The sequence below is a fragment of the Phenylobacterium sp. genome (assembly GCF_030693405.1).
Classification (GTDB): Bacteria; Pseudomonadota; Alphaproteobacteria; order Caulobacterales; family Caulobacteraceae; genus Phenylobacterium.
Window position 1 is genome coordinate 51498 of record NZ_JAUYAW010000072.1, and the last position, 21450, is coordinate 72947.

Consider the following 21450-nt stretch of genomic DNA (forward strand, 5'->3'; position numbering starts at 1 on the left):
CCCTGCCGGTTTCCGGCTGTCGTTTCCTCTGAGCCGAAGAGTTCAGGAGTTGGGGCGGCCTGTCCAGGCTTGTGGGGGCTAGACGTCCACCTCGGCGTCCAGGGCGTTCTCCTGGATGAACTCGCGGCGGGGTTCGACCAGGTCGCCCATCAGGCGGGTGAACATGCCGTCGGCGTCGTCGGCATGGGCCACCTTGACCTGCAGCAGGCTGCGGGCCTCGGCGTCCAGGGTGGTCTCCCAGAGCTGGTCGGGGTTCATCTCGCCCAGCCCCTTGTAGCGCTGGATGGCCAGGCCGCGGCGACCGGCCTCCATGACAGCGTTGAACAGGTCCAGCGGGCCACGAACGGTGGTCACCTTGTCCCGGCGGGTGAAGCTGGCCGGAGAGGCGAAGGTTTCGGCCATGCTGGCGGCGCGTTCGGCCAGACGCAGGGCGTCGGCGGCGTGCAGCAGAAGGTCGTCCAGAACCACCCGCTCGGACACGCCCCGGCGGACGCGGCTGAACACATAGCCGCCGGTGGCTGCGGTCTCGCCGCTCCAGGGACCATCGCCCTCTTCGGCGTAGAGGTTGAGGCGTTTCGCCGCCATCTCGAGGTCGCCGTTTTCCCCCAGCAGGCCGGCCAGGGCCGCCTGCTCGATGGCGAAGGCCGGCGCCCGGGAAGACAGGCGGTCGACATTGGCCTTGGCGCCGCGGGCGGTCTGGACCAGGGCGTGCAGATCAGGGCCGGCCAGCCGCTCGCCATTGGCGAGCGTCAGGGTGGCGCCGTCGACGCCCTCATTGACCAGGAAGGCTTCCAGCTCGGGGTCGTCCTGCAGGTAACGGACAGACTTGCCCTTGGTCGCCTTATAGAGCGGCGGCCGGGCGATATAGAGGTAGCCCCGCTCGATCACCTGCGGCATCTGCCGATAGAAGAAGGTCAGCAAGAGGGTGCGGATGTGGGCGCCGTCCACGTCGGCGTCGGTCATGATGACGATCTTGTGGTAGCGGATCTTGTCGATGTTGAAGTCGTCGCGGCCGATGCCGGCGCCGAGCGCCGTGATCAGGGTGCCGATCTGGTCGGACGACAGCATCTTGTCGAAGCGGGCGCGCTCGACGTTCAGGATCTTGCCGCGCAGGGGCAGGACGGCCTGATTGTCCCGGTTGCGGGCCTGCTTGGCCGAGCCGCCGGCGGAGTCGCCCTCCACCAGGAAGATTTCGGACTTGGCCGGGTCCTTCTCCGAACAGTCGGCGAGCTTGCCGGGCAGGGAGGTGATATCCAGGGCCGACTTGCGCCGGGTCAGGTCGCGGGCCTTGCGGGCCGCCTCGCGGGCGGCGGCGGCCTCGGCGATCTTCTGGACGATGATCTTGGCTTCGGCGGGGTGTTCCTCGAACCAGGTCGACAGCCCCTCGGAGACCAGGCCTTCCACGGCCGGGCGAACTTCTGAGGAGACCAGCTTGTCCTTGGTCTGGGACGAGAACTTGGGATCCGGCACCTTGACCGACAGGACGCAGGTCAGGCCTTCGCGGGCGTCTTCCCCGGTCAGCGAGACCTTCTCCCGTTTGGCCGCGCCAGAACTCTCCGCATAGGAGGTGATCAGCCTCGTCATCGCCGAGCGGAAGGCCGCCAGGTGGGTGCCGCCGTCCTTCTGCGGGATGTTGTTGGTGAAGCAGAGCACGTTCTCGTGGAAGCCGTCGTTCCACCAGAGCGACAGGTCGATCTCAACGTTCTCGCGGCGGCCGCGGATGACGATGGGATCGCGGATCAGCGGGGTCTTGGCCTTGTCCAGGTGGCGGACGAAGGCCTCGATGCCGCCCTCATAGGACATGACCTCTTCGAAGGGCTCGGCCCCGCGGAAGTCCTTCAGCCAGATGGTGACGCCGGAATTGAGGAAGGCCAGCTCCCGCAACCGGTGCTCGAGCGTCTTCCGGTCGAAGTCGATGAAGGCGAAGGTGGTGGTCGAGGGATAGAAGGTCAGCTCGGTGCCCGAGAGCGGCAGGCCGTTCTCGCGCATGGGCGCCTCGCCGGTCTCCACCAGGGGCGAGACGGTGTCGCCGCGGCGGAACTCGATCTCATAGGCCTTGCCGCCGCGATAGATCTTCAGCTTCAGCCAGTCCGACAGGGCGTTGACCACCGAGACGCCGACCCCGTGCAGGCCGCCGGAGACCTTGTAGCTGTTCTGGTCGAATTTCCCGCCGGCGTGCAGCTGGGTCATGATGACCTCGGCGGCCGAGACGCCCTCGCCCTCGTGCATGTCCACCGGAATGCCGCGGCCGTCATCAGTGACGGTGACCGAGCCGTCGCCATTGAGGATCACCTCGACGCGGCTGGCATAGCCGGCCAGGGTCTCGTCGATGGCGTTGTCCACCACCTCATAGACCATGTGGTGCAGACCAGACCCGTCGTCGGTGTCGCCGATATACATGCCCGGCCGTTTGCGCACCGCGTCCAGGCCCTTCAGGACCTTGATGGATTCCGCGCCATATTCGGCCTGGCCGTTGCTCGACGGCGTTTCGCCGGCGCCTTGGGTTTCGTCGCTCATTTGGGTCTTCTTACGCGTCCAGTAGGGCCAGGCCCGAAGCGTCCACCCGGACGCCCTGGGCTCGGCCACGAAGGTCTTCGAACAGGTGCTCGTCGGTTCCGGTCAGGAAGGCCTGCAGGCCGAGCGCCTCGATTTCGTCGAACAGGGCCCTTCGCCGACGGCGATCCAGGTGTGCTGCGACTTCATCCAGTAACAATATAGGGTTTGGCGCTGATTCTGCACGCGAAAGTCTCGCCGCCTGGGCCAGGACCAGGTTCAGGATGAGCGCCTTCTGCTCGCCGGTGGAGCATTCGGCGGCCGGGCGGTCCTTCTCCAGGTGGATGACGGCCAGATCCCCCCGGTGCGGGCCGGTCAGGGCGCGGCCGGCGCTAGCGTCGCGCTCCCGGGCCGCGCCCAGGGCTGAGACCAGTCGGGCCTCGATTTCGCCGGCGTCGAGACCCTGCAGCGCCATCTGCTCCCAGTCCCCGGTGAGGGCGAGGCGCGCCTGCGGGAAGGGGCGTTCGCCGCGGCTGTCGATCTCCGCCTGCAGGTCGGTGAGGGTGGCGGCTCTCGCCTGAGCCATCTGGGCGCCGGCCTGCCCCATCCGCGCCTCCAGGGCGCCCAGCCATGCGGGGTCGTTCGGCCCGTCGGTCAGCAGGCGCATCCGCTCACGCTGGGCCTTTTCATAGGCGCTGGCCTGGGCCGCATGGCCGGGCCTGGCCGCATAGACCAGCCGGTCGAAGAAGCGGCGGCGCTCGGAGGCGCCCTCCAGGAACAGGCGATCCTGGGCCGGTGTCAGCCAGACCTGGCGCTGCAGGTCCGACAACCGGCCCGGCGTCACGGTCTCCCCCTCCAGCCGCACGGTGCGCCGCGCCGCGCCGGGCGCCTCGACCCCGGTTCCGACCTTCAGGATCTCCTCGCCCAGGGTGATTTCAGCGGCGACCGCCCAGGCGCGCCCCTTGCCCTCGCCGGGCAGGCGTCGGCCGAGCTCGGCCATGGCCGCCCCACGCAGGCCCCGACCGGCGGTCAGCAGGGAGACGGCTTCCAGCAGATTGGTCTTCCCCGCCCCATTGGGCCCGGCCAGCACCACGGGCCGGCCGTCCAGGGCCAGCTCGGCGCGGACATAGGACCGGAAGTCGGTGAGGGTCAGGCGGGTGAGGGCGGCGCGGGTCACGGAGGGCTCATAGCCGGTTTGGCGGCCAGACGCGAAATCTCGGGCGCTTAGAGCCATAATGACATAAGGATATCTTTATATCATCCTTGACGGCGCCTTGGCGGTCGGCTTAGGTGTCAGGGTCGCGGTTCTGCGGGCTTTCGGGCCCGGAGCTAAGAGGGAATCCGGTGAGGGCCTAGCCATGCGCCCGACTCCGGAGCTGTCCCCGCAACTGTAAGCGGCGAGCGGCTGTCGATCGTGTCACTGACGGAGACCCCGTCGGGAAGGCCAGACAGCCGCTTCGACCCGCGAGCCAGGAGACCTGCCGCGTCAGATAACGTCCTCGGGCGGGGGGTCCCGGCGGGTCGCATCGTGCGCACGCCCGGACTCCCGTCTCGCGGCGACTTGCGCCCGTCCGCGCCTGCCGCAATGCCTCCGTCCTGTCCCTGACCTGAACGGGAGGCCGCCATGGCGCCTTCGCCAGAGCCGAAGCTGATCCCGCCCCCGCATCGAATGCGATGGGGCCGTCGGCGCCCTTAAGCCGCCGGCCCGTCCCGAAGCCCCAGTCCCACATCAAACCTCACATCCCGCCCGTGCGTCCAGCGCCGGCGAAGGAGATTCCATGCCCGCTGCTCAACCCGTCCTGGTCGCCAATCTCGGCTTTCCCCGTATCGGCCCCCGCCGCCAGCTCAAGACCGCCCTGGAGCGCTTCTGGTCCGGCCGCCTCGAACAGGCAAGCCTTCTCCAGACCGCCGCCGACCTCCGCCGCGAGGGCTGGGCCCGCCAAGCCGAACTGGGGGTCGACATTCTGCCCAGCAACGACTTCTCGCTCTACGACCAGGTGCTCGACGCCACCCTGATGGTCGGCGCCGTCCCGCCGCGCTTCGCCGGCGCCCGGGGGCTGGAACTCTATTTCGCCATGGCCCGCGGCGCCCGGTCGGGCGAGCAGGAGACCGGCTGCTGCGGTCAGGACGCCGTGGCCTGCGAAATGACCAAGTGGTTTGACACCAACTATCACTATCTGGCGCCCGAGGTGGCGGCCGGTCAGACCTTTGATCTGGCCTCCACCAAGCCGGTGGACGAATTCCTTGAGGCCCGCGCCCAGGGCCGTCACACCCGGCCGGTGCTGATCGGGCCGGTCACCTGGCTGAAGCTGGCCAAGGCCAAGGACGGCTCAGACCCCCGTGACCTGCTGGACGCGCTGCTGCCCGTCTACGGGGAGGTTCTGCGTCGGCTGGCGGCGGCGGGCGCCGACTGGGTGCAGATGGACGAGCCGGCCCTGGCGCTGGACCTCGACGACACTGACCGCGCCGCCTTCGCCTGCGCCTATGAGCGCCTGACCGAGGCCGCGCCGGGGTTGAAGCTGATGCTGACCCCCTATTTCGCCGCCGTGGAAGACAGTCTCGACCTGGCCCTGTCCCTGCCCGTGGCGGGTCTGCATCTCGACCTGGTCCGCGGACCCGGCGACCTGGATCCCACCCTGGCCAAGGCCCGCCCCGATCTTGTCCTGTCGCTGGGCGTGGTGGACGGGCGCAATATCTGGCGGGCCGATCTCACGGCCCTGCTGGACCGACTGGAGCCGGTGGTCACCAGCGGCCGGCGGGTCCTGCTGGCGCCGTCCTGCTCTCTGCTGCACGCCCCCATCGACCTGACCGCTGAGACCAGACTCGATCCCGAGGTGGCCAGCTGGCTGGCCTTTGGCGTCCAGAAGCTGGAGGAGCTCGCCCTCCTGGCCCGCGCCCTGAACGAGGGACGCGCAAGCGTCGCCGACGCCCTGGCCGCCTCCGACGCCGCCCTGGCCGCCCGCCGGGCCTCGCCCAAGGTCCGCGACCTGGCGGTCCAGGCGAGGATGGCGGCCGTGACGCCGCAGATGGCCGACCGGGCCGCGCCGGTGGCCGAGCGGCTGGCCCTGCAGGCCCAGGTCCTGAACCTCCCGGCCTATCCCACCACCACCATCGGCTCCTTCCCCCAGACCCAGGCGGTGCGCAGGGCCCGGGCCGACCAGGCCAGGGGGCGATTGGAGCCCGGCGCCTACCAGGCCTTCCTGGAGGACGAGACGCGCATGGCGATCCGCTGGCAGGAGAGCGCAGGCCTCGACGTGCTGGTGCATGGGGAGTTCGAGCGCAACGACATGGTGCAGTATTTCGGCGAGCAGCTGTCGGGCTTCGCCTTCACCGAGCACGCCTGGGTGCAGTCCTATGGCTCGCGCTGCGTTCGCCCGCCGATCATCTATGGGGATGTGGCCAGACCCCGTCCGATGACCGTCGACTGGTGGCGATACGCCCAGTCCCTCACCGTCCGGCCGGTGAAGGGGATGCTGACCGGGCCGGTGACCATCCTGCAGTGGTCCTTCGTCCGCGACGACATTCCGCGCTCGGAGACCTGCCGGCAGATTGCGCTCGCCATCCGCGACGAGGTGGCCGACCTGGAGGCGGCCGGGGCGGTGATCATCCAGATTGACGAGGCGGCCCTGCGCGAGGGCCTGCCCCTGCGCCGGGCGGCGCAGGCTGAGCATCTGGCCTGGACGGTGGACTGTTTCCGGCTCAGCGCGGCGGTGGCGGGGCCTGCGACCCAGGTCCACACCCACATGTGCTATTCGGAGTTCAACGAGATCATCGGCGCCATCGGCCAGATGGACGCCGACGTCATCTCCATCGAGACCGCGCGCTCGCAGATGGAGCTGCTGGAGGCCTTTGCGGACTATCGCTATCCGGCCCAGATCGGCCCTGGCCTCTATGACATCCATTCGCCCCGCGTGCCGTCAGTCGGCGAGATGGCCGACCTGCTGCGCCTGGCGGGCCAGCGCCTGTCGGCCGACCAGCTGTGGGTCAATCCCGATTGCGGCCTGAAGACCCGCGGCTGGGCCGAGGTGAAGCCCGCCGTGGCCGCCATGGTGGAGGCCGCTCGCCGCCTGCGCGCCGAGATGAGCCTCGACGTGGCCCGCAAACCGGCGGGTGAGTAACGGGCGCCGCCTTGCGGCGGGGGCCGGGCTTGGATAGCGGTGCGTCATGACCCGTGACGCCCCCCTGTTCGAGCCGCCGCCGCCGCAGGGCCGGGCTGACAGCGGCGCGGTGGCCGGGATCCTGGCCGCCCATGGGGCGAGCCGGTTCGTGGGCTGGGACCTGGGAGAGGCCGATCTTTCGGGGCTGGATCTGGCGGGATGCGTCTTCGCCCGTTGCCGGGCGGGCCTGGCGCGTTTCGCCAACGCCGACCTCACCGAGGCGCGCTTTGAAGGCTGCGATCTCAACAACACGTCATGGAGGGGGGCGCGGCTGGCGGCGGCGCACCTGGCCGACTGCAAGCTGACCGGGGCGCAGTTTCAGGAGGTCAGCGCGCTGGGCCTCACCTTCGCCCGCTGCCTGCTGGTCAATGCGCACCTGCGGGGGGTGAGCTTCCGCAAGACCGAGCTTGAGGCGCTGAACCTGCAGGGCGCGGACCTGGCCGGCTGCGATTTCCGCGAGGCGGTGCTGATCGAGTGCAATCTGCGCGACGCCCATCTGGCGCAGGCGCGGTTCGAGGGCGCCGATCTGCGGGGCGCAGATCTGGGGGCGCTCCAGCTTTCCGACGCCAGCCGGTTCCGAGGCGCCTTCATCTCCAAGGCCCAGGCGGCCCAGCTCCTGACCGGGCTGGGCCTGAAGGTGGTCTGAACGCGCTCTAGACCCGCAGCGGCATCAGGACGTACTGCACGTCGCTATCGGCCGGATCGAGCACCAGGGCCGGATCATTGGGGCCGCCAAAGCGGAACTCGGCCTCCGGGGCGGTGATCTGGTCGGTGACGTCCAGGATGTAGCGGGCGTTAAAGGACAGCTCGAAGGCCTCGCCGGAATAGTCGGCCTCGATCTCTTCGACGGCCTGGCCGGCCTCCATGTTGCGGACCGTCAGGATGATGCGGCCAGGCTCGATGGCCATGCGCACGGAACGGCTCTTCTCGGCCGAGATGGTGGCCACCCGGTCGACGGCCTTGGCGAACAGCTTGTTGTCCACCCGCAGGATGCGGTCGTTGTCCTTGGGGATCACCCGGCCATAGTCGGGGAAGGAGCCGTCGATGACCTTGGAGGTCAGGGCCGCGCCGCCCAGCTCGAAGCGGACCTTCTGGGGCGAGAGCTGCAGGTCGATCTGCTCGCCGGCGTCATCCAGCAGGCGCCGCGCCTCGCCGATGGTCTTGCGCGGTACGATGACGCCAGGCGCCCCCACCGAGCCCTCCGGGGCGGGCATTTCGGCGAGCGCCAGCCGGTGGCCGTCGGTGGCCACGGCCCGCAGCTTCTGGACGCCGCCGTCATTGACCACGTGCAGATAGAGGCCGTTCAGATAGTAGCGCGTCTCCTCGGTGGAGATGGCGAAGCGGGTCTTGTCGATCAGGCGAATGAGCTCGTTCACGTCCACGCCGATGCGGCCCGACAGGCCCTCGGCCGACATGACCGGAAAGTCCCCAGCCGGCAGCACCGGCAGGTTGAAGCGCGAGCGGCCGGCCTGGACCGTCAGGCGGGGGTCTTCGCCGGTGAAGCTCAGGGAGACGTCGGCGCCTTCCGGCAGCTTGCGCACGATCTCATAGAGGGTGTGGGCCGGCGCGGTGATCTGGCCAGGCTGGTCGACCTGGGCCAGGGCCTCGTCGGTGATCTCGAGGTCAAGGTCCGTGGCCGAGAAGCTCAGGCGCTCGCCCTCAGCCGAGAGCAGCACATTGGACAGGATCGGGATCGTGTTGCGCCGCTCGACGGCGCTCTGCACATGACCCAGCGCCTTGAGGAGCGCCGCCCGTTCGATCGTCAGCTTCATGATTCCGTCCGAACCTCCCTGCGCCGCCGAGACGATTCGCCGGCGCCCCCCGGGTGGAGGGGACTTGGGACTTTACTCATTTGCCCGGCCTGGGAAAGCCCTGGCCGGGCCGAAGGCGGCGGTTCTGTCTCAGGCCTTGGTATCCACCGACCCGCCGGCCTCCTCGGCCTCGCTCGCCGCATAGGGATTGGCCCCGGCGCTGTCAGCCGGCGCGGGCGCCAGATCTGCGCCCGAGCCCTTGGCGGCGACCACCACCATGGCCGGGCGCACGATGCGGCCAAACAGCTCGTAGCCAGTCTGCAGGGTCTGCAGGACGCCGCCCGCGGCCACGTCGGGCGCCGGCTGCTCCATCATGGCCTGGTGCTTATGGGGGTCGAACTTCTCGCCCCGCGGCGGCTCGATCTTCTTCAGCCCGTTGCTCTCGAAGGCGGTCTGCAGCGCCTTTTCGGTCATCTCGACGCCGAGCACGAAGTTCTTCACCGCCGGATCGTCCAGGTCGGACGGCGCGGCCGCCGTGGCGCGGGACAGGTTGTCGGCGGCGCCCAGCAGGTCGCGGGCGAATTTCTGAATGGCATAGGCCCGGGCGTCATTGGCCTCGCGCTCAGACCGGCGCTTGGTGTTCTCGGCCTCGGCGGCGAACCGCAGCACCTGTTCCTTCAGCGAGGCGTTCTCGGCCTTCAGGGCCTCCATCATCTCGATGGCGGCGTCGGCGACGGCCTCGGTCTCAGCCGGCGTGTGATCGTCGGACATTCTCTACTTCCTTACGCATTCATCACCTGGCCCAGCACCTTGGCGGTGTAGTCCACCAAGGGAATGATCCGGGCATAGTTCAGGCGAGTTGGGCCGATCACCCCGATCGCGCCCAGAACCTTCTGACGCCCCGTCATATAGGGCGCAGCGATCACGGAGGAACCCGAAAGCGAAAACAGACGGGTTTCGGCGCCGATGAAAATGCGCACCCCTTGCGCCTCGCGCACCCCATCCAGCAGGCCGATCATCTGTTCCTTCTGTTCGAGATCGTCGAACAGCATGCGCACCCGCTCGAGATCCTCCAGGGCGTCCCGGTCCCCCAGGAGGTTGGCCCGACCCCGGACGATCAGGGCTCGGTTGGCGCCGTCGCCGCCGCCCCAGGCGGCCAGGCCGTCCTCCACCAGGCGGGCGGCCTTGTCGTCCAGCTCCCGGCGGGCGCGGTCGAGGTCCTGGCTGATCTCGCTGCGGGCGTCGTCCAGGGTCTTCCCCCGGGCGCGGGTGTTGAGGAAGTTCGAGGCTTCCTGCAGGGACGAGGGCGTGACCCCGGCGCCCAGCGCCATCAGCCGGTTCTCCACCGTGCCGTCCTCGAACACCATGATGGCCAGGGCCTGGTCGCCGCCCAGGGCGACGAACTCCACATGCTTGACCTCGGCGTCGCGCACCGGCGTCACCACCACGCCCGCGCCGCCGGCCAGGCCCGACAGCAGGGACGAGGCCTCATTGAGGGCCTCCTCGAAGCTGCGCCCTTGCACGCGTAGCCGCGTCTCGATCAGCCGGCGCTCGTCCTCGCCCACATCGCCGACCTCCAGCAGGCCGTCGACGAACAGGCGCAGGCCCGCATGGGTGGGCAGACGCCCGGCGCTGGAATGGGGGGCGCCCAGCAGGCCCAGCTGGGTCAGGTCCTGCATGGTGTTGCGGATCGAGGCCGGCGACAGAGAGACGCCGCCCCGCGACAGGGTTCGTGAGCCGACGGGGTCGCCGGTGTCGAGATAGCTCTCGACGATGCGGCGGAAGATGTCGCGCGCCCGCTCGTCCAGTTCGGCGAGCGAGGGCCCGCGGGAGAGCAGTGGTGTGTTCACGTTCTGGCGGCCGGAGCCTTCACCTGTTGCGGGGGCCCATGGACGGGCGGTTCAAGTTTTAGGATAAGCGCGCGCCACGACCGTGCAAGTGACGCGGCGCCCTGGCGTTCTTGTTATCACGCCGCTCACGACCTCAGGAAAGGTTCTCGCCATGCGCCCCTCCCAACGCGCCCCCGACATGCTGCGCGCCGTCACCCTGGAGACCGGGGTCAACCGCTATGCCGAAGGCTCCTGCCTGGTCAGCTTCGGTCACACCAAGGTGCTCGTCACCGCCAGCCTGGAGGAGGGCGTGCCGCCCTTCCTGCGCGGGAAGGGCCAGGGCTGGGTGACCGCGGAGTACGGCATGCTGCCGCGCGCCACCCACACCCGCGGCCGTCGTGAGGCCGCCCAGGGCAAGCAGTCGGGCCGCACCCAAGAGATTCAGCGGCTGATCGGCCGCTCCCTGCGGGCCGTCACCGACATGAAGGCGCTGGGCGAGCGGCAGATCTCCCTCGACTGCGATGTGATCCAGGCCGATGGCGGCACCCGCACCGCCTCGATCACCGGCGCCTGGGTCGCCCTGCGCCTGGCCACCCGCTATCTGATGGATGAAGGCGTGCTCACCGCCGATCCGATCCTCGACCAGGTGGCCGCGGTCAGCTGCGGCGTCCATCAGGACACCCCAGTCCTGGACCTGGACTATGAGGAGGACTCCGACGCCGAGGCCGACGCCAACTTCGTGCTCACCGGGGCCGGCGACATCGTCGAGATTCAGGCCACCGGCGAGAAGCGCGGCTTTACGCAAGGCGAGTTCGACGCCCTGTTCGGCCTCGCCCGCAAGGGCATGAACGAACTCTTCGCCCTGCAATTGGCCGCCGTCGCCCGCTAACGGGGGCCACGGCTGGATCGCCAGCCAACCCCGTCTCCCTCGGGCTTGACCGGAGGGTCCATGCGCACTGAGGCCAGCCCTGTGTTCATGGATGGTCGGGTCAAGCCCGACCATGACGGCAGGAGGCGGGCTCCGGGCTTGGCCGCGTGCTCATCCCAAGGTGAGGCTCGCCGCAAAAGCAAAAACGGCCGGCTGCGGGGTCCGCAACCGGCCGTTCTGGTCTTCTGAACCTCAGGCTGAGGCCGAAAGGACTTGCGTCCCTAGAGGCCGATCAGCAGGTCGCGCTGGGCCGAGGGCGGCATGCGGGCCAGTTCATTGGCCAGCGGCGCCATCCAGCGGGTCAGGAAGCGTTCGATCGCTGCAAACATGTTCTGCCCCTTTGTGCAGTGCAAAATGTTGCATTGCACATAGGCCTCAGGCCCATTCCCCGCAACGGGGGTGCGGGAAAAACTGACAGCTGCGCCGCAATATCACGCCGATGTGTTGTCGCGATGCAACATCGGTTGTCGGGCGGGGCTAGTCCTCCTCGCCAAAGTCCTCGTCCCCGGGGCCTGGCTCATAGTGCAGCAGGTCGCCCGGCTGGCAGTCCAGCTCGCGGCACAGGGCCGCCAGGGTGGAGAACCGCACGGCCCGGGCCTTGCCGGTTTTCAGGATCGACAGATTGGCGATGGTCACCCCGACCCGATCGGCCAGTTCGGTGAGCGACATGCGCCGTTCCAGAAGGACGCGGTCGAGAAGCACGCGGATGGGCACTGTGGCGCTCCTCAGATGGTCAGTTCGGCTTCGCGGCGCAGGCGGGCGCCCTCGCGAAACACCTCGGCCAGGACAAAGACCACCAGGACCGAGAACCAGGCCGTCAGGCTGAGCGAGGGCTCCACGGCGTTGGAGTCGGGCAGGATGGCGCTGGACAGGGCCCAGAAGGCGTAGCGGCCAAGCTCGAGCGCCGCCAGGATCAGGCCCACCATGCGCAGGCGGCGCACATTGTCGGGGTGGAAGGGGTCGCCGGCGGTCAAAGTGGCGAAGATCTTGCGCAGCTGGGCCACGATCACCAGGACGCCGCCCATATAGACCACCGCCGCCAGCAGGCCCAGCGTCACCACCGGGCCGCGGTTTTCGATCTCCTCACCTCCGGCCGTGACCGCGATATCGGCGAGCAGCTCGGGGTTGAAGGAGAAGAGCAGGGCCGCCAGCATCAGGACGCCGACGACGGTCACCCCGATCCAGAGGGCCGCATAGACCACGTCGAGGATGATCTTCAGAAAGCTCGATACCGAGCCTGGCCCCAGAGCGCGCATGATGTCCTAGCCCCGCCTAATCCCAGCCGCAGACTAGAGGATGCCCGCGCCGGCGACCACGGTGACGATGGGCAGGACGGCGAGGCACAGGGCGCAGGCCAGGGCGAAGCGTTCAAAACCGTTGGAGAAGGCGAAGCGGGGCATGGGTTCAAATCCTTTATTGAGGGTCGCCCGGAGGTGGGGAAGGTGGCGTGTAGCGCCGGGGCTCCATGTCGCTAGTCGATACGGGCATGCCGTTTTTCGATCAAGAAAATTATCGAATATCGATATTAAAACGTCGTAACGAAGTGAACGATCTGTCATCTCGCGGGACTGGCCGTCGCCAGGAGCCTGGCGGTTTGCCGGGCGCGCCTGCGCTGCCTATGTTTGCCCCGTCTCACGAAAGGATGGCCGATGGCCCTGAAGCTTGAACCCGGCGCCCGGCTGGTGGTGGCCACTCACAATCCCGGCAAGGCCCGCGAGCTGGCGGCGATCCTGGAGAACCGTTTCGAGCTGGTCACCGCCGGCGAGCTTGGCCTGCCTGAGCCGGAGGAGACCGAGACCACCTTTGTCGGCAACGCTCTGCTCAAGGCCCGGGCGGCCGCCCGGGGGGCCGGCCTGATCGCCCTGGCCGACGATTCCGGGCTCAGCGTCGCGGCCCTGGACGGGGCGCCCGGGGTCTATTCGGCCCGCTGGGCGGGGCCGGACAAGGACTTTGGCCTGGCCATGGCCAAGGTGGAGGAACGGCTGGAGGCCACAGGCCTCAAGGACCGCGCCGCCTGGTTCACCTGCGCCCTGGCGGTGGCCTGGCCCGATGAGGGGCCTGCCCTGGTGGTGGAGGGCCGGCTCGACGGCCAGCTGGTTTTCCCCGGACGGGGCGAACGGGGGTTCGGCTATGATCCCATCTTCGTTCCCCAAGGCGGGCAGGAGACCTTCGGCGAGATGGAGCCGGCCGCCAAGGACGCCATGAGCCACCGGGCGCTGGCCTTCGCCAAGCTCAAGGCCGCCCTGCTTTGACGAGCCCAGCGCCCCCCCTGGGGGTCTATGTCCACTGGCCCTATTGCGCGCGGATCTGCCCGTACTGTGACTTCAACGTCTATCGAGACCGGGGCCGCGCCGATGAGCAGGCGGCCCTGGTGGCCGCCATCCTCGACGACCTGAAAGCCCAGGCTTTCCTGACCGGCCCCCGCACCCTGGTCTCGGTCTTCTTCGGGGGCGGGACGCCGTCCCTGATGGATCCGGCCGCGGTGGCGAAGGTGCTGGAGACCGCGCGGGGTCTGTGGACCCCGGCCGCCGACCTTGAGGTGAGCCTGGAGGCCAATCCCACTGACGCCGAGGCGAGCCGGTTCGCCGCCCTGGCCGAGGCCGGCGTGGGGCGTCTGTCCCTGGGGGTGCAGGCCCTGGACGACGCCGCCCTGACCTTCCTCGGCCGCGACCACGACGCCGGCGCCGCCCGCCGCGCCCTGGAGATGGCCGCCAGAACCTTTCCGCGCCTGTCACTGGACATGATCTACGCCCGCCCCGGCCAGACGCCCGAGGCCTGGGAGGCCGAACTGCGAGAGGCGCTGTCCTATGGGCCTGAGCATGTCTCGCCCTATCAGCTGACCATCGAGGCCGGCACCGCCTTTGACCGCGCCGTGCGTCGGGGCCAGTTCACGCCCCCCGATGATGAGCTCGGCGCAGCCCTGTACGACACCACCCAGGCTGTCCTCGAGGCTGCTGGATTCGAGGCCTATGAGGTTTCCAACCATGCCCGGGGCGAGGCCGCCCGCTCGCGGCACAATCTCGTCTACTGGCGGGGGCTCGACTATGTGGGCGTCGGGCCCGGCGCCCATGGCCGGATCACGATGGACGGCGTCCGCAACGCCACCGAGGCGATGGCGCGCCCGGCGGCCTATATCGCCCAGGCAGCCGAATCAGGTCGCGGCTTCGTCAGACTTGAAGCTCTCTCGCCGGCCGCCGCCGCCGAGGAGCGGGTCATCAGCGGCTTGCGGATCTGGCCGGGAGTCACTTTCGCAGAAGTGGCGCCTCTTGGGCTGTCGCCGGACCATGCCCGGATCAAATCCCTTACAGGGACCGGCCTGCTGGAAGAAGACAACTTTAGATTGCGCGTCACCCCGGCTGGGCGGCTACTGCTTGACCATGTGGTGCAACGGCTGCTGGTCTGAAGGCGACGCTTGCTTTGCGGGCTCCGACCGGCGAACCCTTGTCCCATGGCCCATTCCGTCGATCCGCCCGCCCTGTCCGACGCGCCTCTGGCGCCGGGTCTGTACATTGTCGCGACGCCTATCGGGAATCTGCGAGACATCACACTACGCGCTCTGGATGTACTCGCCGCCGCCGATCTGATCCTGGCCGAGGACACCCGTGTGACCGGAAAGCTGCTGTCGGCTTTCAAGATCTCCGGGAAGATGGAGCGCCACGACGAGCACGCCGCCGAACGGGCCAGACCCAAGGCCCTGGCGGTGCTGGAGCAGGGCGGGCGGGTGGCCCTGGTGTCGGACGCCGGCACGCCGCTGATCTCCGATCCCGGCTATCGTCTGGTGCGCGAAGCCGCCGCCGCCGGTTTTCCCGTCCACCCCATCCCAGGCGCCTCGGCCCTGCTGGCGGGCTTGTCGGTGGCGGGCCTGCCGTCCGACCGCATCCTGTTCGCCGGCTTTCCACCCCCCAAGAGCGCGGCCCGGCGCAGCTTCCTTCAGGAGGTGGCCGGGGTGCGGGCGACGCTGGTCTTCTTCGAGGGCGCCTCGCGGCTGGGGGACAGCCTGGCCGACATGGCCCAGGTGTTCGGGCCACGGGAGGCGGTAGTCTGCCGCGAGCTGACCAAGCTCTACGAGACGGTGGTGCGCGGGCCGCTGGACGTCCTGGCGGCCGAACCCACCCTGCAGGCCCCGAAGGGCGAGATCGTCATTCTGGTGGGGCCTGGGCGAGAGATGGAGGCGACCGCGGCCGATGCGGATCTCGCCCTGCGTGAGGCCCTGGTCCGGCTGAAGCCCGCCGAGGCGGCCGGTGAGGTGGCCCGGGCGCTGGGCCTGCCCCGCCGGGAGTTGTACCGCCGGGCGCTCGAGCTGAAGGCGGATCAGGCCGATGCCGAAGCCTGAGCCCGGCCAAGCTGCGGGGACGCGCCAGCTTCGTGGGGCCTTGGCCCGCCGCAGCGGCCGCCGGGCCGAGGTCTGGGCGGCGATCTGGCTGATGCTCAAGGGCTACCGGATTCTCGGCTTCCGCCTTCGCACCCGCCTCGGCGAAATCGACCTCCTGGCCCAGAAGGGCGGCGTGCTGGCGGTGGTGGAGGTCAAGAGCCGGCTCACCCTGGCCGACGCCCTGGCCGCCGTCGCGCCTGAGCAGCGTGATCGCCTGCGCCGGGCCGGCGCGGCTGTGGCCGGGGGACGCCCCCGGCTGAAGGCCATGGCGGTGCGGCTGGACCTGATCGCCCTGGCGCCCGGACGGCTGCCGCAGCATCGCCCGGACGCCTGGAGTGGGGCGTGAGGGGGGATGCATGACCCGCGATGAGGCTGAGGCGCTGATCGCTGAGGCCGGGCGCCTGGGACCAGGCGAGGACTTCCCGCTGCTGGAGGCCGCCATCGCCTGCGCCATCCACGATGACCCGGCCCGCGATCCTCAGGTCGTGCAAGACCTGGCCGCCGTCGGCGTCGAGCGCCTGACCGCCCGGCTCCGGCGGGAGAGTCAGGAGGAGGCGCTGGCTGAAACCATGTCCGGCGACCTGCGCCTCTCCGGGGACCTCTTCACCTATGATGATCCCGACAACGCCGACATCATCGCCGTGGCCCAGAGGCGGAAGGGCCTGCCGGTGACTCTGGGCATCCTCTATCTGCACGTGGCCAAGCTGGGGGGGCTGAACGTCAAGGGCGTCGATTTCCCCGGCCACTTCCTGCTGCGCATCGACACCCCGGAGGGGCCCCTGGCGCTCGATCCGTTCAGTGAGGGCCGGGTGGTTCTGCCCTCGGAGCTGACCCGCCGGGCGCTGCATGCGGGCCTGACCCCGAATGTGGCCGACCGGCTGGACCTGTTGATGGCGCCGGCGGCCGACCGCGCCGTCCTGATCCGTCTGCAGAACAACATCTTCGCCCGCGCCGCGGCGGCGGGCGACTATGGTCGGGCCGAGCGGGCGGCCCTGCGTCGGGCGCTGCTCGACCCCCAGGATCATCGACCCTGGCTGGACGTGGCCACCGCCCGGGAGGGACAGGGCGCCCTGGCCGGAGCGCTCGAAGCCCTGGCGCGGGCCGGAGAGCTGGATCATGGGGCCGCCCTGGCCGCCCGGGTCCAGCGCGAGCGGGTCCGGCTCAGGCTGAACTGAGGCGCCCGGCCCTGGCGCTCTCGCCCGCCGCCGCCTATGTCGGGACAGCCGTTGAACCAGGAGCGCGTCATGGCATTGAAGGTCGCCGTCCAGATGGACCCCCTAGAATCGATCAACATCGAGGGGGACACGACCTTCCAGATGATGCTCAGCGCCCAGGCCCGGGGCCACAGCCTGTGGGTCTACACCCCCGACAAGCTGTCCCTGGAAAACGGCCGGGTCACGGCGAGCGGCCGCTCTGTGCGGGTTCAGGACGTCAAGGGCGACCATGCCGCCTTCGGGGCGTGGGAGCGACGCGACCTGGCGGAGATGGACGTGGTCCTGCTGCGCCAGGACCCGCCCTTCGACATGGCCTACATCACCGCCACCCACATCCTTGACGCCATCCACCCCAAGACCCTGGTGGTCAACAACCCCACCGAGGTGCGTAACGCCCCGGAAAAGCTGTTCGTCACCACATTTCCAGGGGTGCAGCCGCCGACCCTGATCACCTCGGATATCGACGCCATCTACGCCTTTCGGGCCGAGCATGGGGATGTCGTGCTGAAGCCCCTGCACGGGCACGGTGGCTCGGGCGTGGCGCGCCTGCTGGCCGATGATCCCAATCTTGACGCGCTGCTCGAGCTGCACGCCGCTATCGGCCGCGAGCCCGTCATCATCCAGAAGTTCGTGCCCGACGTCACAAAGGGCGACAAGCGCATCCTGCTGGTGGACGGCGAACCGGTGGGAGCGATCAACCGGGTGCCGGGCGCAGGCCAGATCCGCTCCAACCTGCGAGTCGGCGGCCGGGCCGAGGCGGTCGAGCTGACGGCCCGGGACCGGGAGCTCTGCGGCATCATCGGCCCGGAGCTGAAGGCCCGCGGCCTGCTGTTTGTCGGGATCGACGTGATCGGCGACTACCTTACCGAGATCAATGTCACCTCGCCCACCGGCGCGCGGTCCTTGCAGAAGTTCACCGGCATCGACGCCACCGATCTGATGTGGGCGCGGGTGGAGGCGATCCGCGCCGGGGCATAGGATAGCCGTTCAATCGCCTCCGCGCATTTCGCTCTTGTCGCAGCTTCCCGTTGTGTTCTATTTTTGTTCGTGGTCTGGGCCGCGGCGACTGCGGCTCTGTGGATAAACTCGCCCCTGAGAGCCCTTGAGGCGAGGGCGTCGCGGGGGAAGAGCGCCATGGCGGGCGTGGTGACAGTGGCCTTCGACGGGGTCGAGGCCCGCCGGGTGGACGTCGAGGTCCAGCTGACGGGCGGGGCGGTGGCCTTCGTGGTGGTCGGCCTGGGCGACAAGGCCGTGGCCGAGAGCCGGGAGCGCGTGCGGGCGGCCTTTGCCGGCCTGGGCCTCGCCCTGCCGGCCCGCCGCATCATCGTCAATCTGGCGCCGGCCGACCTTCCCAAGGAGGGCAGCCACTATGACCTTCCCATCGCGCTGGCGGTCATGTCGGCCATGGGGATCATCCCGCCGGACGCCCTGACCGGCTGGGCGGCGGTAGGGGAGCTGTCCCTGGACGGCCGCATCGTCCAGGTGGCCGGGGCCCTGCCGGCCGCCGTGGCCGCCGGCGGGATGGAGCTGGGCCTGATCTGTCCCGAGGCCTGCGGGGCTGAAGCCGCCTGGTCCGGTGACACCCGCATCCTGGCCGCGCCGTCCCTGATCGCCCTGGTTAACCACTTCCGCGGGACCCAGATCCTGTCGCCGCCGCAGCCCGGTCCGGTGGTGGAGGGCGAGCGCGTCCCGGATCTGCGCGATGTGAAGGGGCAGGAGAACGCCAAGCGCGCCCTGGAGATCGCCGCGGCCGGCGGCCACAACCTGCTGTTCATGGGCCCGCCCGGATCGGGCAAGTCGATGATGGCCGCCAGGCTGCCCGGCCTGTTGCCGCCCCTGTCGGCGGCCGAGCTGCTTGAGACCTCCATGATCCACTCGGTGGCCGGCCTGATCGCCAAGGGCGAGCTGACCCGCCAACGGCCCTTCCGTACGCCTCACCACTCAGCCAGCATGGCTGCGCTCACCGGCGGCGGACTCAAGGCCAAGCCCGGCGAGATCTCCCTGGCGCACAACGGCGTGCTGTTCCTCGATGAACTGCCGGAGTTTTCCGGCATTATGTAGCAAACACACCTAGATCAGGATGACCGTCACCGGGTCCGATGCGGTATGTATCGGATATGCAGATAGAGCGCCCAAACACCGTGGCGGGGTTGATTGAGAAGCACCGCTACATCGCAGGCCAGATCGAGGCCACGCGGAAGACCCTCAACGCCCTGGTGTTCGACCTAGAGGCGGTGGAGCACACAATCCGCCTGTTTGATCCTGGTGCCCAGCTGGGGCGCGCCAAGCCGCTCCCGGCCAAGGAGGCTGCGTTCAAGGGGGAGATGCGGCGCCACGTCCTAGCGGCGCTGCGCGCTGCTGATCAGCCGCTCACAAGTCTAGAGATCGCGCGACAGGTTTTAGAGGTTCGCAAGATAAGCGAAGGTGCGGTGACCGTCACCATGTTCCGCAAGCGGGTGGGGGCGTGTCTGTTCAAGCTCAAAGTCGCAGGCCTAGTCGTAGAGGTGCCTCAGACCGGGGAATACAAAGGTTGGCAACTGGCCACATAAAGACATGCGCATGTCTTTCTCTGAAAATAATCTGTCTGAAGGCTGTTTTTGGCTTTGACGAGTCACCCTGAGGCGCCGCAGAAGAATCAACGGCGCTCGCCGTCCCTTTTCCTGACTCCATCACCCCTGCGTGCTCGTGGCGCGGGGCACATGGGGTGTCCGGAGCCCTGGGCTCACACCCAGGACCCAGGAAAGGAGGCGATACGATGCGTATTGCTTGTTCTTGGCCGATGGCGGTGAGCGTTTGCTCTTATGTCCGCTACCGGTTTGGCCGTTGGGAGACTGTTGTCTCTCACTGCCGCAGCTACCCGTCGCGTTAAGCCCGTTGGCGGATAGATGACTAGACGGCGAGCGCCACCTAGCAAGATCGTTGAATCATGCATGATGGGTGCTGTCCACCTTTTTGGAAGCGAACGACGTTCGCCTCGCGCGCCCTTGCGGCTCGCGAGGCTCACTTCACGCGAGCGGCGCTCGCATAGCCCAACGCCCACCCACAGAACCGGCGCAACAACCCACAGACTACCCCCATGCTGGGGCATTGACAGTCCACCGGAATCGAGTCCGTCCGCTTGATGGCGCGAATCAATGGCGCTATGTATTGATTCGCGCACGACACGGTGAATCTCCATGCCGTAGCCGGAGGGTCTAGCTTTCCGGTGCTATGCGGGGGACTTGGAGTCCTCGCTGCGCAAACGGGCGGGGCAACCTGCCCGTTTTTATTTTGGTATAGGGGCACCGCGCTTTAAGCGACTATTAACGCCCGTCTTGTCGATCCGGTGGAAGGTGGCGAGGAACAGGCGGCAGTTATCTGTGCTCACCTTTATACATACATGATACCAGAGTCCGTCGTTGTGTAAGAACGACACGTGCCGGTCCCGACAGGAGACGGCAGTCCCTCCCCCAGGCGCCACCGCATCGAAAATGAGATTGAGGCTCGCCGGGGCCAGCCCGTGCTTGCCTACAGCCTTCCGCGCGTATTCAGGCGCTAGGTAGAGGATGTCTGATGACGCCCCAAGGAAGCGAACGCACTCCGGGCGGACGTGGGCAATCCCAATCGGATTACCGCCCCGCAAGAGGAAGTCTTTCCAGTCTCGCTCGTACACACCCTAACGTTTACTTTCATTTTGCGCGAATACCAGAACGTTTGCGCTTACCGCTGCCAGTAACCCTTCCACTGGCGGCTCACCGGATGGGCCATCGTGGCGCCCGCGACCATTAGGAACTGCTCACCATTGGAAACGCGGCGGTTGTCCTCGCGCCACGCCATTTCGGTGGCGTAGGCGGCGAGGTAGCGGCCCGCGATATGGTGATGGGTGCCGATCTCAGCGCGACGCAGGCGGGAGAAGAAGCTTTCCGCCATGTTCGTGTTGCTCTCAGTGTTGGCGTACTCGACGGAGTGATTGACGCGCTTCGTCAGGAAGCGGGCTTCCAGGCTATCCCAGTGCGAGGCTTCGTCGGCGTGGATGGTGGAGCCGTGGGCGACGGCGCCCAGGACGAAGGGGACGCCCTCGGCTTCTGACTTGGCGACGTGCGTCAGGGTTTCGCCGTTGCGCTCGCGGGCCACGACGACGACTTGGCGCTTGCCGGTCTGGTGAACCTTGCGGCGACGGTCCTTGCGGTCCTCGCGGCGGTTGGCGGGCTTCACATAGCCGCCGAAGTACGCGCCATCGACTTCGACCTCACCGTCTAGAACCGAAGTCTGCTGTTCGGAAGCGACGGCTTCGCGGATCTTATGGGCGAGGACGAAAGCGGTCTTGTACTGGCAGTCCAGATCGCGGGAGAGCTGGAGGGCGCTGTAGCCCTTGGCGCCGTTCACGAAGATCGCGATGGCGGCGAGAATGTCGCGCAGGTCCATCTTGCGGCTGGCGAAGATCGTGCCGCTGGTGACGGAGAACTGCGAGCCGCAACCCTTGCACTTGAAGATGCGACGGGCAGCGTAGGTGTAGCACTCGAAGCAGCCGCACTTGGGGCAAACCGCGTCGCCTTCGGTCGAAGCCCAACGGATCGCGCGGAAGGCGTCGAAGGCCTGTTCGTCGGTCATACGCATGACCTTCGCCAGGGAGAGCGTGCGGGCGGCGGCTGAAAGGAGAAAGTGCTGGGCCATTTGTCATCACATCCGATACGTTGGTATCGGTTATGATGGCATCACGTATCGTT

Annotated in this window: 18 protein-coding genes, 1 pseudogene and 1 riboswitch; of the genes and pseudogenes, 11 read left to right on the forward strand and 8 right to left on the reverse strand. The window is 68.3% G+C overall.

Annotated features, from left to right (window positions below):
* Window positions 1–78 precede the first annotated feature (78 nt).
* The gene (gene gyrB / locus Q8N19_RS15290; protein ID WP_305592120.1) at window positions 79–2517 is read right to left on the reverse strand and encodes a DNA topoisomerase (ATP-hydrolyzing) subunit B; all 2439 of its coding nucleotides are present in this window, start codon (window positions 2515–2517) and stop codon (window positions 79–81) included.
* Between the two features lie 10 nt (window positions 2518–2527).
* Entirely contained in the window at window positions 2528–3670 is a 1143-nt protein-coding gene (gene recF / locus Q8N19_RS15295; protein ID WP_305592122.1) for a DNA replication/repair protein RecF, read from the reverse strand.
* Between the two features lie 108 nt (window positions 3671–3778).
* A riboswitch (cobalamin riboswitch) is annotated at window positions 3779–3994 on the forward strand.
* Window positions 3995–4271: 277 nt separating this feature from the next.
* Between recF and metE the strand changes: the two genes are divergently transcribed.
* The gene (gene metE / locus Q8N19_RS15300) at window positions 4272–6611 is read left to right on the forward strand and encodes a 5-methyltetrahydropteroyltriglutamate--homocysteine S-methyltransferase (protein WP_305592123.1); all 2340 of its coding nucleotides are present in this window, start codon (window positions 4272–4274) and stop codon (window positions 6609–6611) included.
* A 46-nt stretch (window positions 6612–6657) separates the two neighbouring features.
* A complete protein-coding gene (locus tag Q8N19_RS15305; RefSeq protein ID WP_305592124.1) occupies window positions 6658–7296 on the forward strand; it encodes a pentapeptide repeat-containing protein in 639 nt (212 codons plus the stop codon).
* Window positions 7297–7303: 7 nt separating this feature from the next.
* Here the strand turns inward: Q8N19_RS15305 and dnaN are convergent, their stop codons facing one another.
* The 3 genes from dnaN to hrcA all read right to left on the reverse strand — a co-directional run bounded on the left by dnaN (window position 7304) and on the right by hrcA (window position 10251).
* Complete coding sequence (gene dnaN, locus Q8N19_RS15310; protein ID WP_293320509.1) at window positions 7304–8422, reverse strand: DNA polymerase III subunit beta; 1119 nt, start codon at window positions 8420–8422, stop codon at window positions 7304–7306.
* A 129-nt stretch (window positions 8423–8551) separates the two neighbouring features.
* Complete coding sequence (grpE, locus tag Q8N19_RS15315; RefSeq protein ID WP_305592127.1) at window positions 8552–9172, reverse strand: nucleotide exchange factor GrpE; 621 nt, start codon at window positions 9170–9172, stop codon at window positions 8552–8554.
* Between the two features lie 11 nt (window positions 9173–9183).
* Complete coding sequence (gene hrcA / locus Q8N19_RS15320; protein ID WP_305592128.1) at window positions 9184–10251, reverse strand: heat-inducible transcriptional repressor HrcA; 1068 nt, start codon at window positions 10249–10251, stop codon at window positions 9184–9186.
* A gap of 151 nt (window positions 10252–10402) precedes the next feature.
* Here hrcA and rph point away from each other — a divergent pair, with 151 nt between their 5' ends.
* Entirely contained in the window at window positions 10403–11119 is a 717-nt protein-coding gene (gene rph / locus Q8N19_RS15325) for a ribonuclease PH (protein ID WP_305592130.1), read from the forward strand.
* A 516-nt stretch (window positions 11120–11635) separates the two neighbouring features.
* Here rph and Q8N19_RS15330 read toward each other — a convergent pair.
* Both Q8N19_RS15330 and Q8N19_RS15335 read right to left on the reverse strand, forming a co-directional pair.
* A complete protein-coding gene (locus tag Q8N19_RS15330; RefSeq protein WP_293320517.1) occupies window positions 11636–11872 on the reverse strand; it encodes a helix-turn-helix transcriptional regulator in 237 nt (78 codons plus the stop codon).
* 11 nt (window positions 11873–11883) lie between these two features.
* Complete coding sequence (locus Q8N19_RS15335) at window positions 11884–12414, reverse strand: DUF2975 domain-containing protein (protein WP_305592133.1); 531 nt, start codon at window positions 12412–12414, stop codon at window positions 11884–11886.
* 393 nt (window positions 12415–12807) lie between these two features.
* Between Q8N19_RS15335 and rdgB the strand changes: the two genes are divergently transcribed.
* The 8 genes and pseudogenes from rdgB (at window position 12808) to Q8N19_RS15375 (ending at window position 19293) form a co-directional block, all read left to right on the forward strand.
* Window positions 12808–13410, forward strand: coding sequence for an RdgB/HAM1 family non-canonical purine NTP pyrophosphatase (gene rdgB, locus Q8N19_RS15340; RefSeq protein ID WP_305592135.1), 603 nt, complete (start codon window positions 12808–12810; stop codon window positions 13408–13410).
* Window positions 13407–14561, forward strand: a complete 1155-nt coding sequence (hemW, locus tag Q8N19_RS15345; protein ID WP_305592137.1) for a radical SAM family heme chaperone HemW — start codon at window positions 13407–13409, stop codon at window positions 14559–14561. The genes rdgB and hemW overlap by 4 nt, the downstream gene beginning before the upstream one ends.
* Before the next feature lie 45 nt (window positions 14562–14606).
* On the forward strand, window positions 14607–15491 hold the full coding sequence (rsmI, locus tag Q8N19_RS15350) for a 16S rRNA (cytidine(1402)-2'-O)-methyltransferase (protein WP_305592139.1): 885 nt from the start codon (window positions 14607–14609) through the stop codon (window positions 15489–15491).
* A complete protein-coding gene (locus tag Q8N19_RS15355) occupies window positions 15478–15876 on the forward strand; it encodes a YraN family protein (RefSeq protein ID WP_305592141.1) in 399 nt (132 codons plus the stop codon). Before rsmI ends, Q8N19_RS15355 begins: the two co-directional genes overlap by 14 nt.
* A 10-nt stretch (window positions 15877–15886) precedes the next feature.
* Complete coding sequence (locus Q8N19_RS15360; protein ID WP_305592143.1) at window positions 15887–16705, forward strand: transglutaminase family protein; 819 nt, start codon at window positions 15887–15889, stop codon at window positions 16703–16705.
* A 69-nt stretch (window positions 16706–16774) separates the two neighbouring features.
* Window positions 16775–17722, forward strand: coding sequence for a glutathione synthase (gene gshB / locus Q8N19_RS15365; RefSeq protein ID WP_305592145.1), 948 nt, complete (start codon window positions 16775–16777; stop codon window positions 17720–17722).
* Window positions 17723–17878: 156 nt separating this feature from the next.
* Window positions 17879–18790: pseudogene (locus Q8N19_RS15370) on the forward strand (YifB family Mg chelatase-like AAA ATPase); the annotation flags it as partial.
* A 95-nt stretch (window positions 18791–18885) separates the two neighbouring features.
* Window positions 18886–19293, forward strand: a complete 408-nt coding sequence (locus Q8N19_RS15375) for a hypothetical protein (RefSeq protein ID WP_305592147.1) — start codon at window positions 18886–18888, stop codon at window positions 19291–19293.
* Window positions 19294–20443: 1150 nt separating this feature from the next.
* Here Q8N19_RS15375 and Q8N19_RS15380 read toward each other — a convergent pair.
* Window positions 20444–21397, reverse strand: coding sequence for an IS1595 family transposase (locus Q8N19_RS15380; protein WP_305592149.1), 954 nt, complete (start codon window positions 21395–21397; stop codon window positions 20444–20446).
* Window positions 21398–21450: the final 53 nt, after the last annotated feature.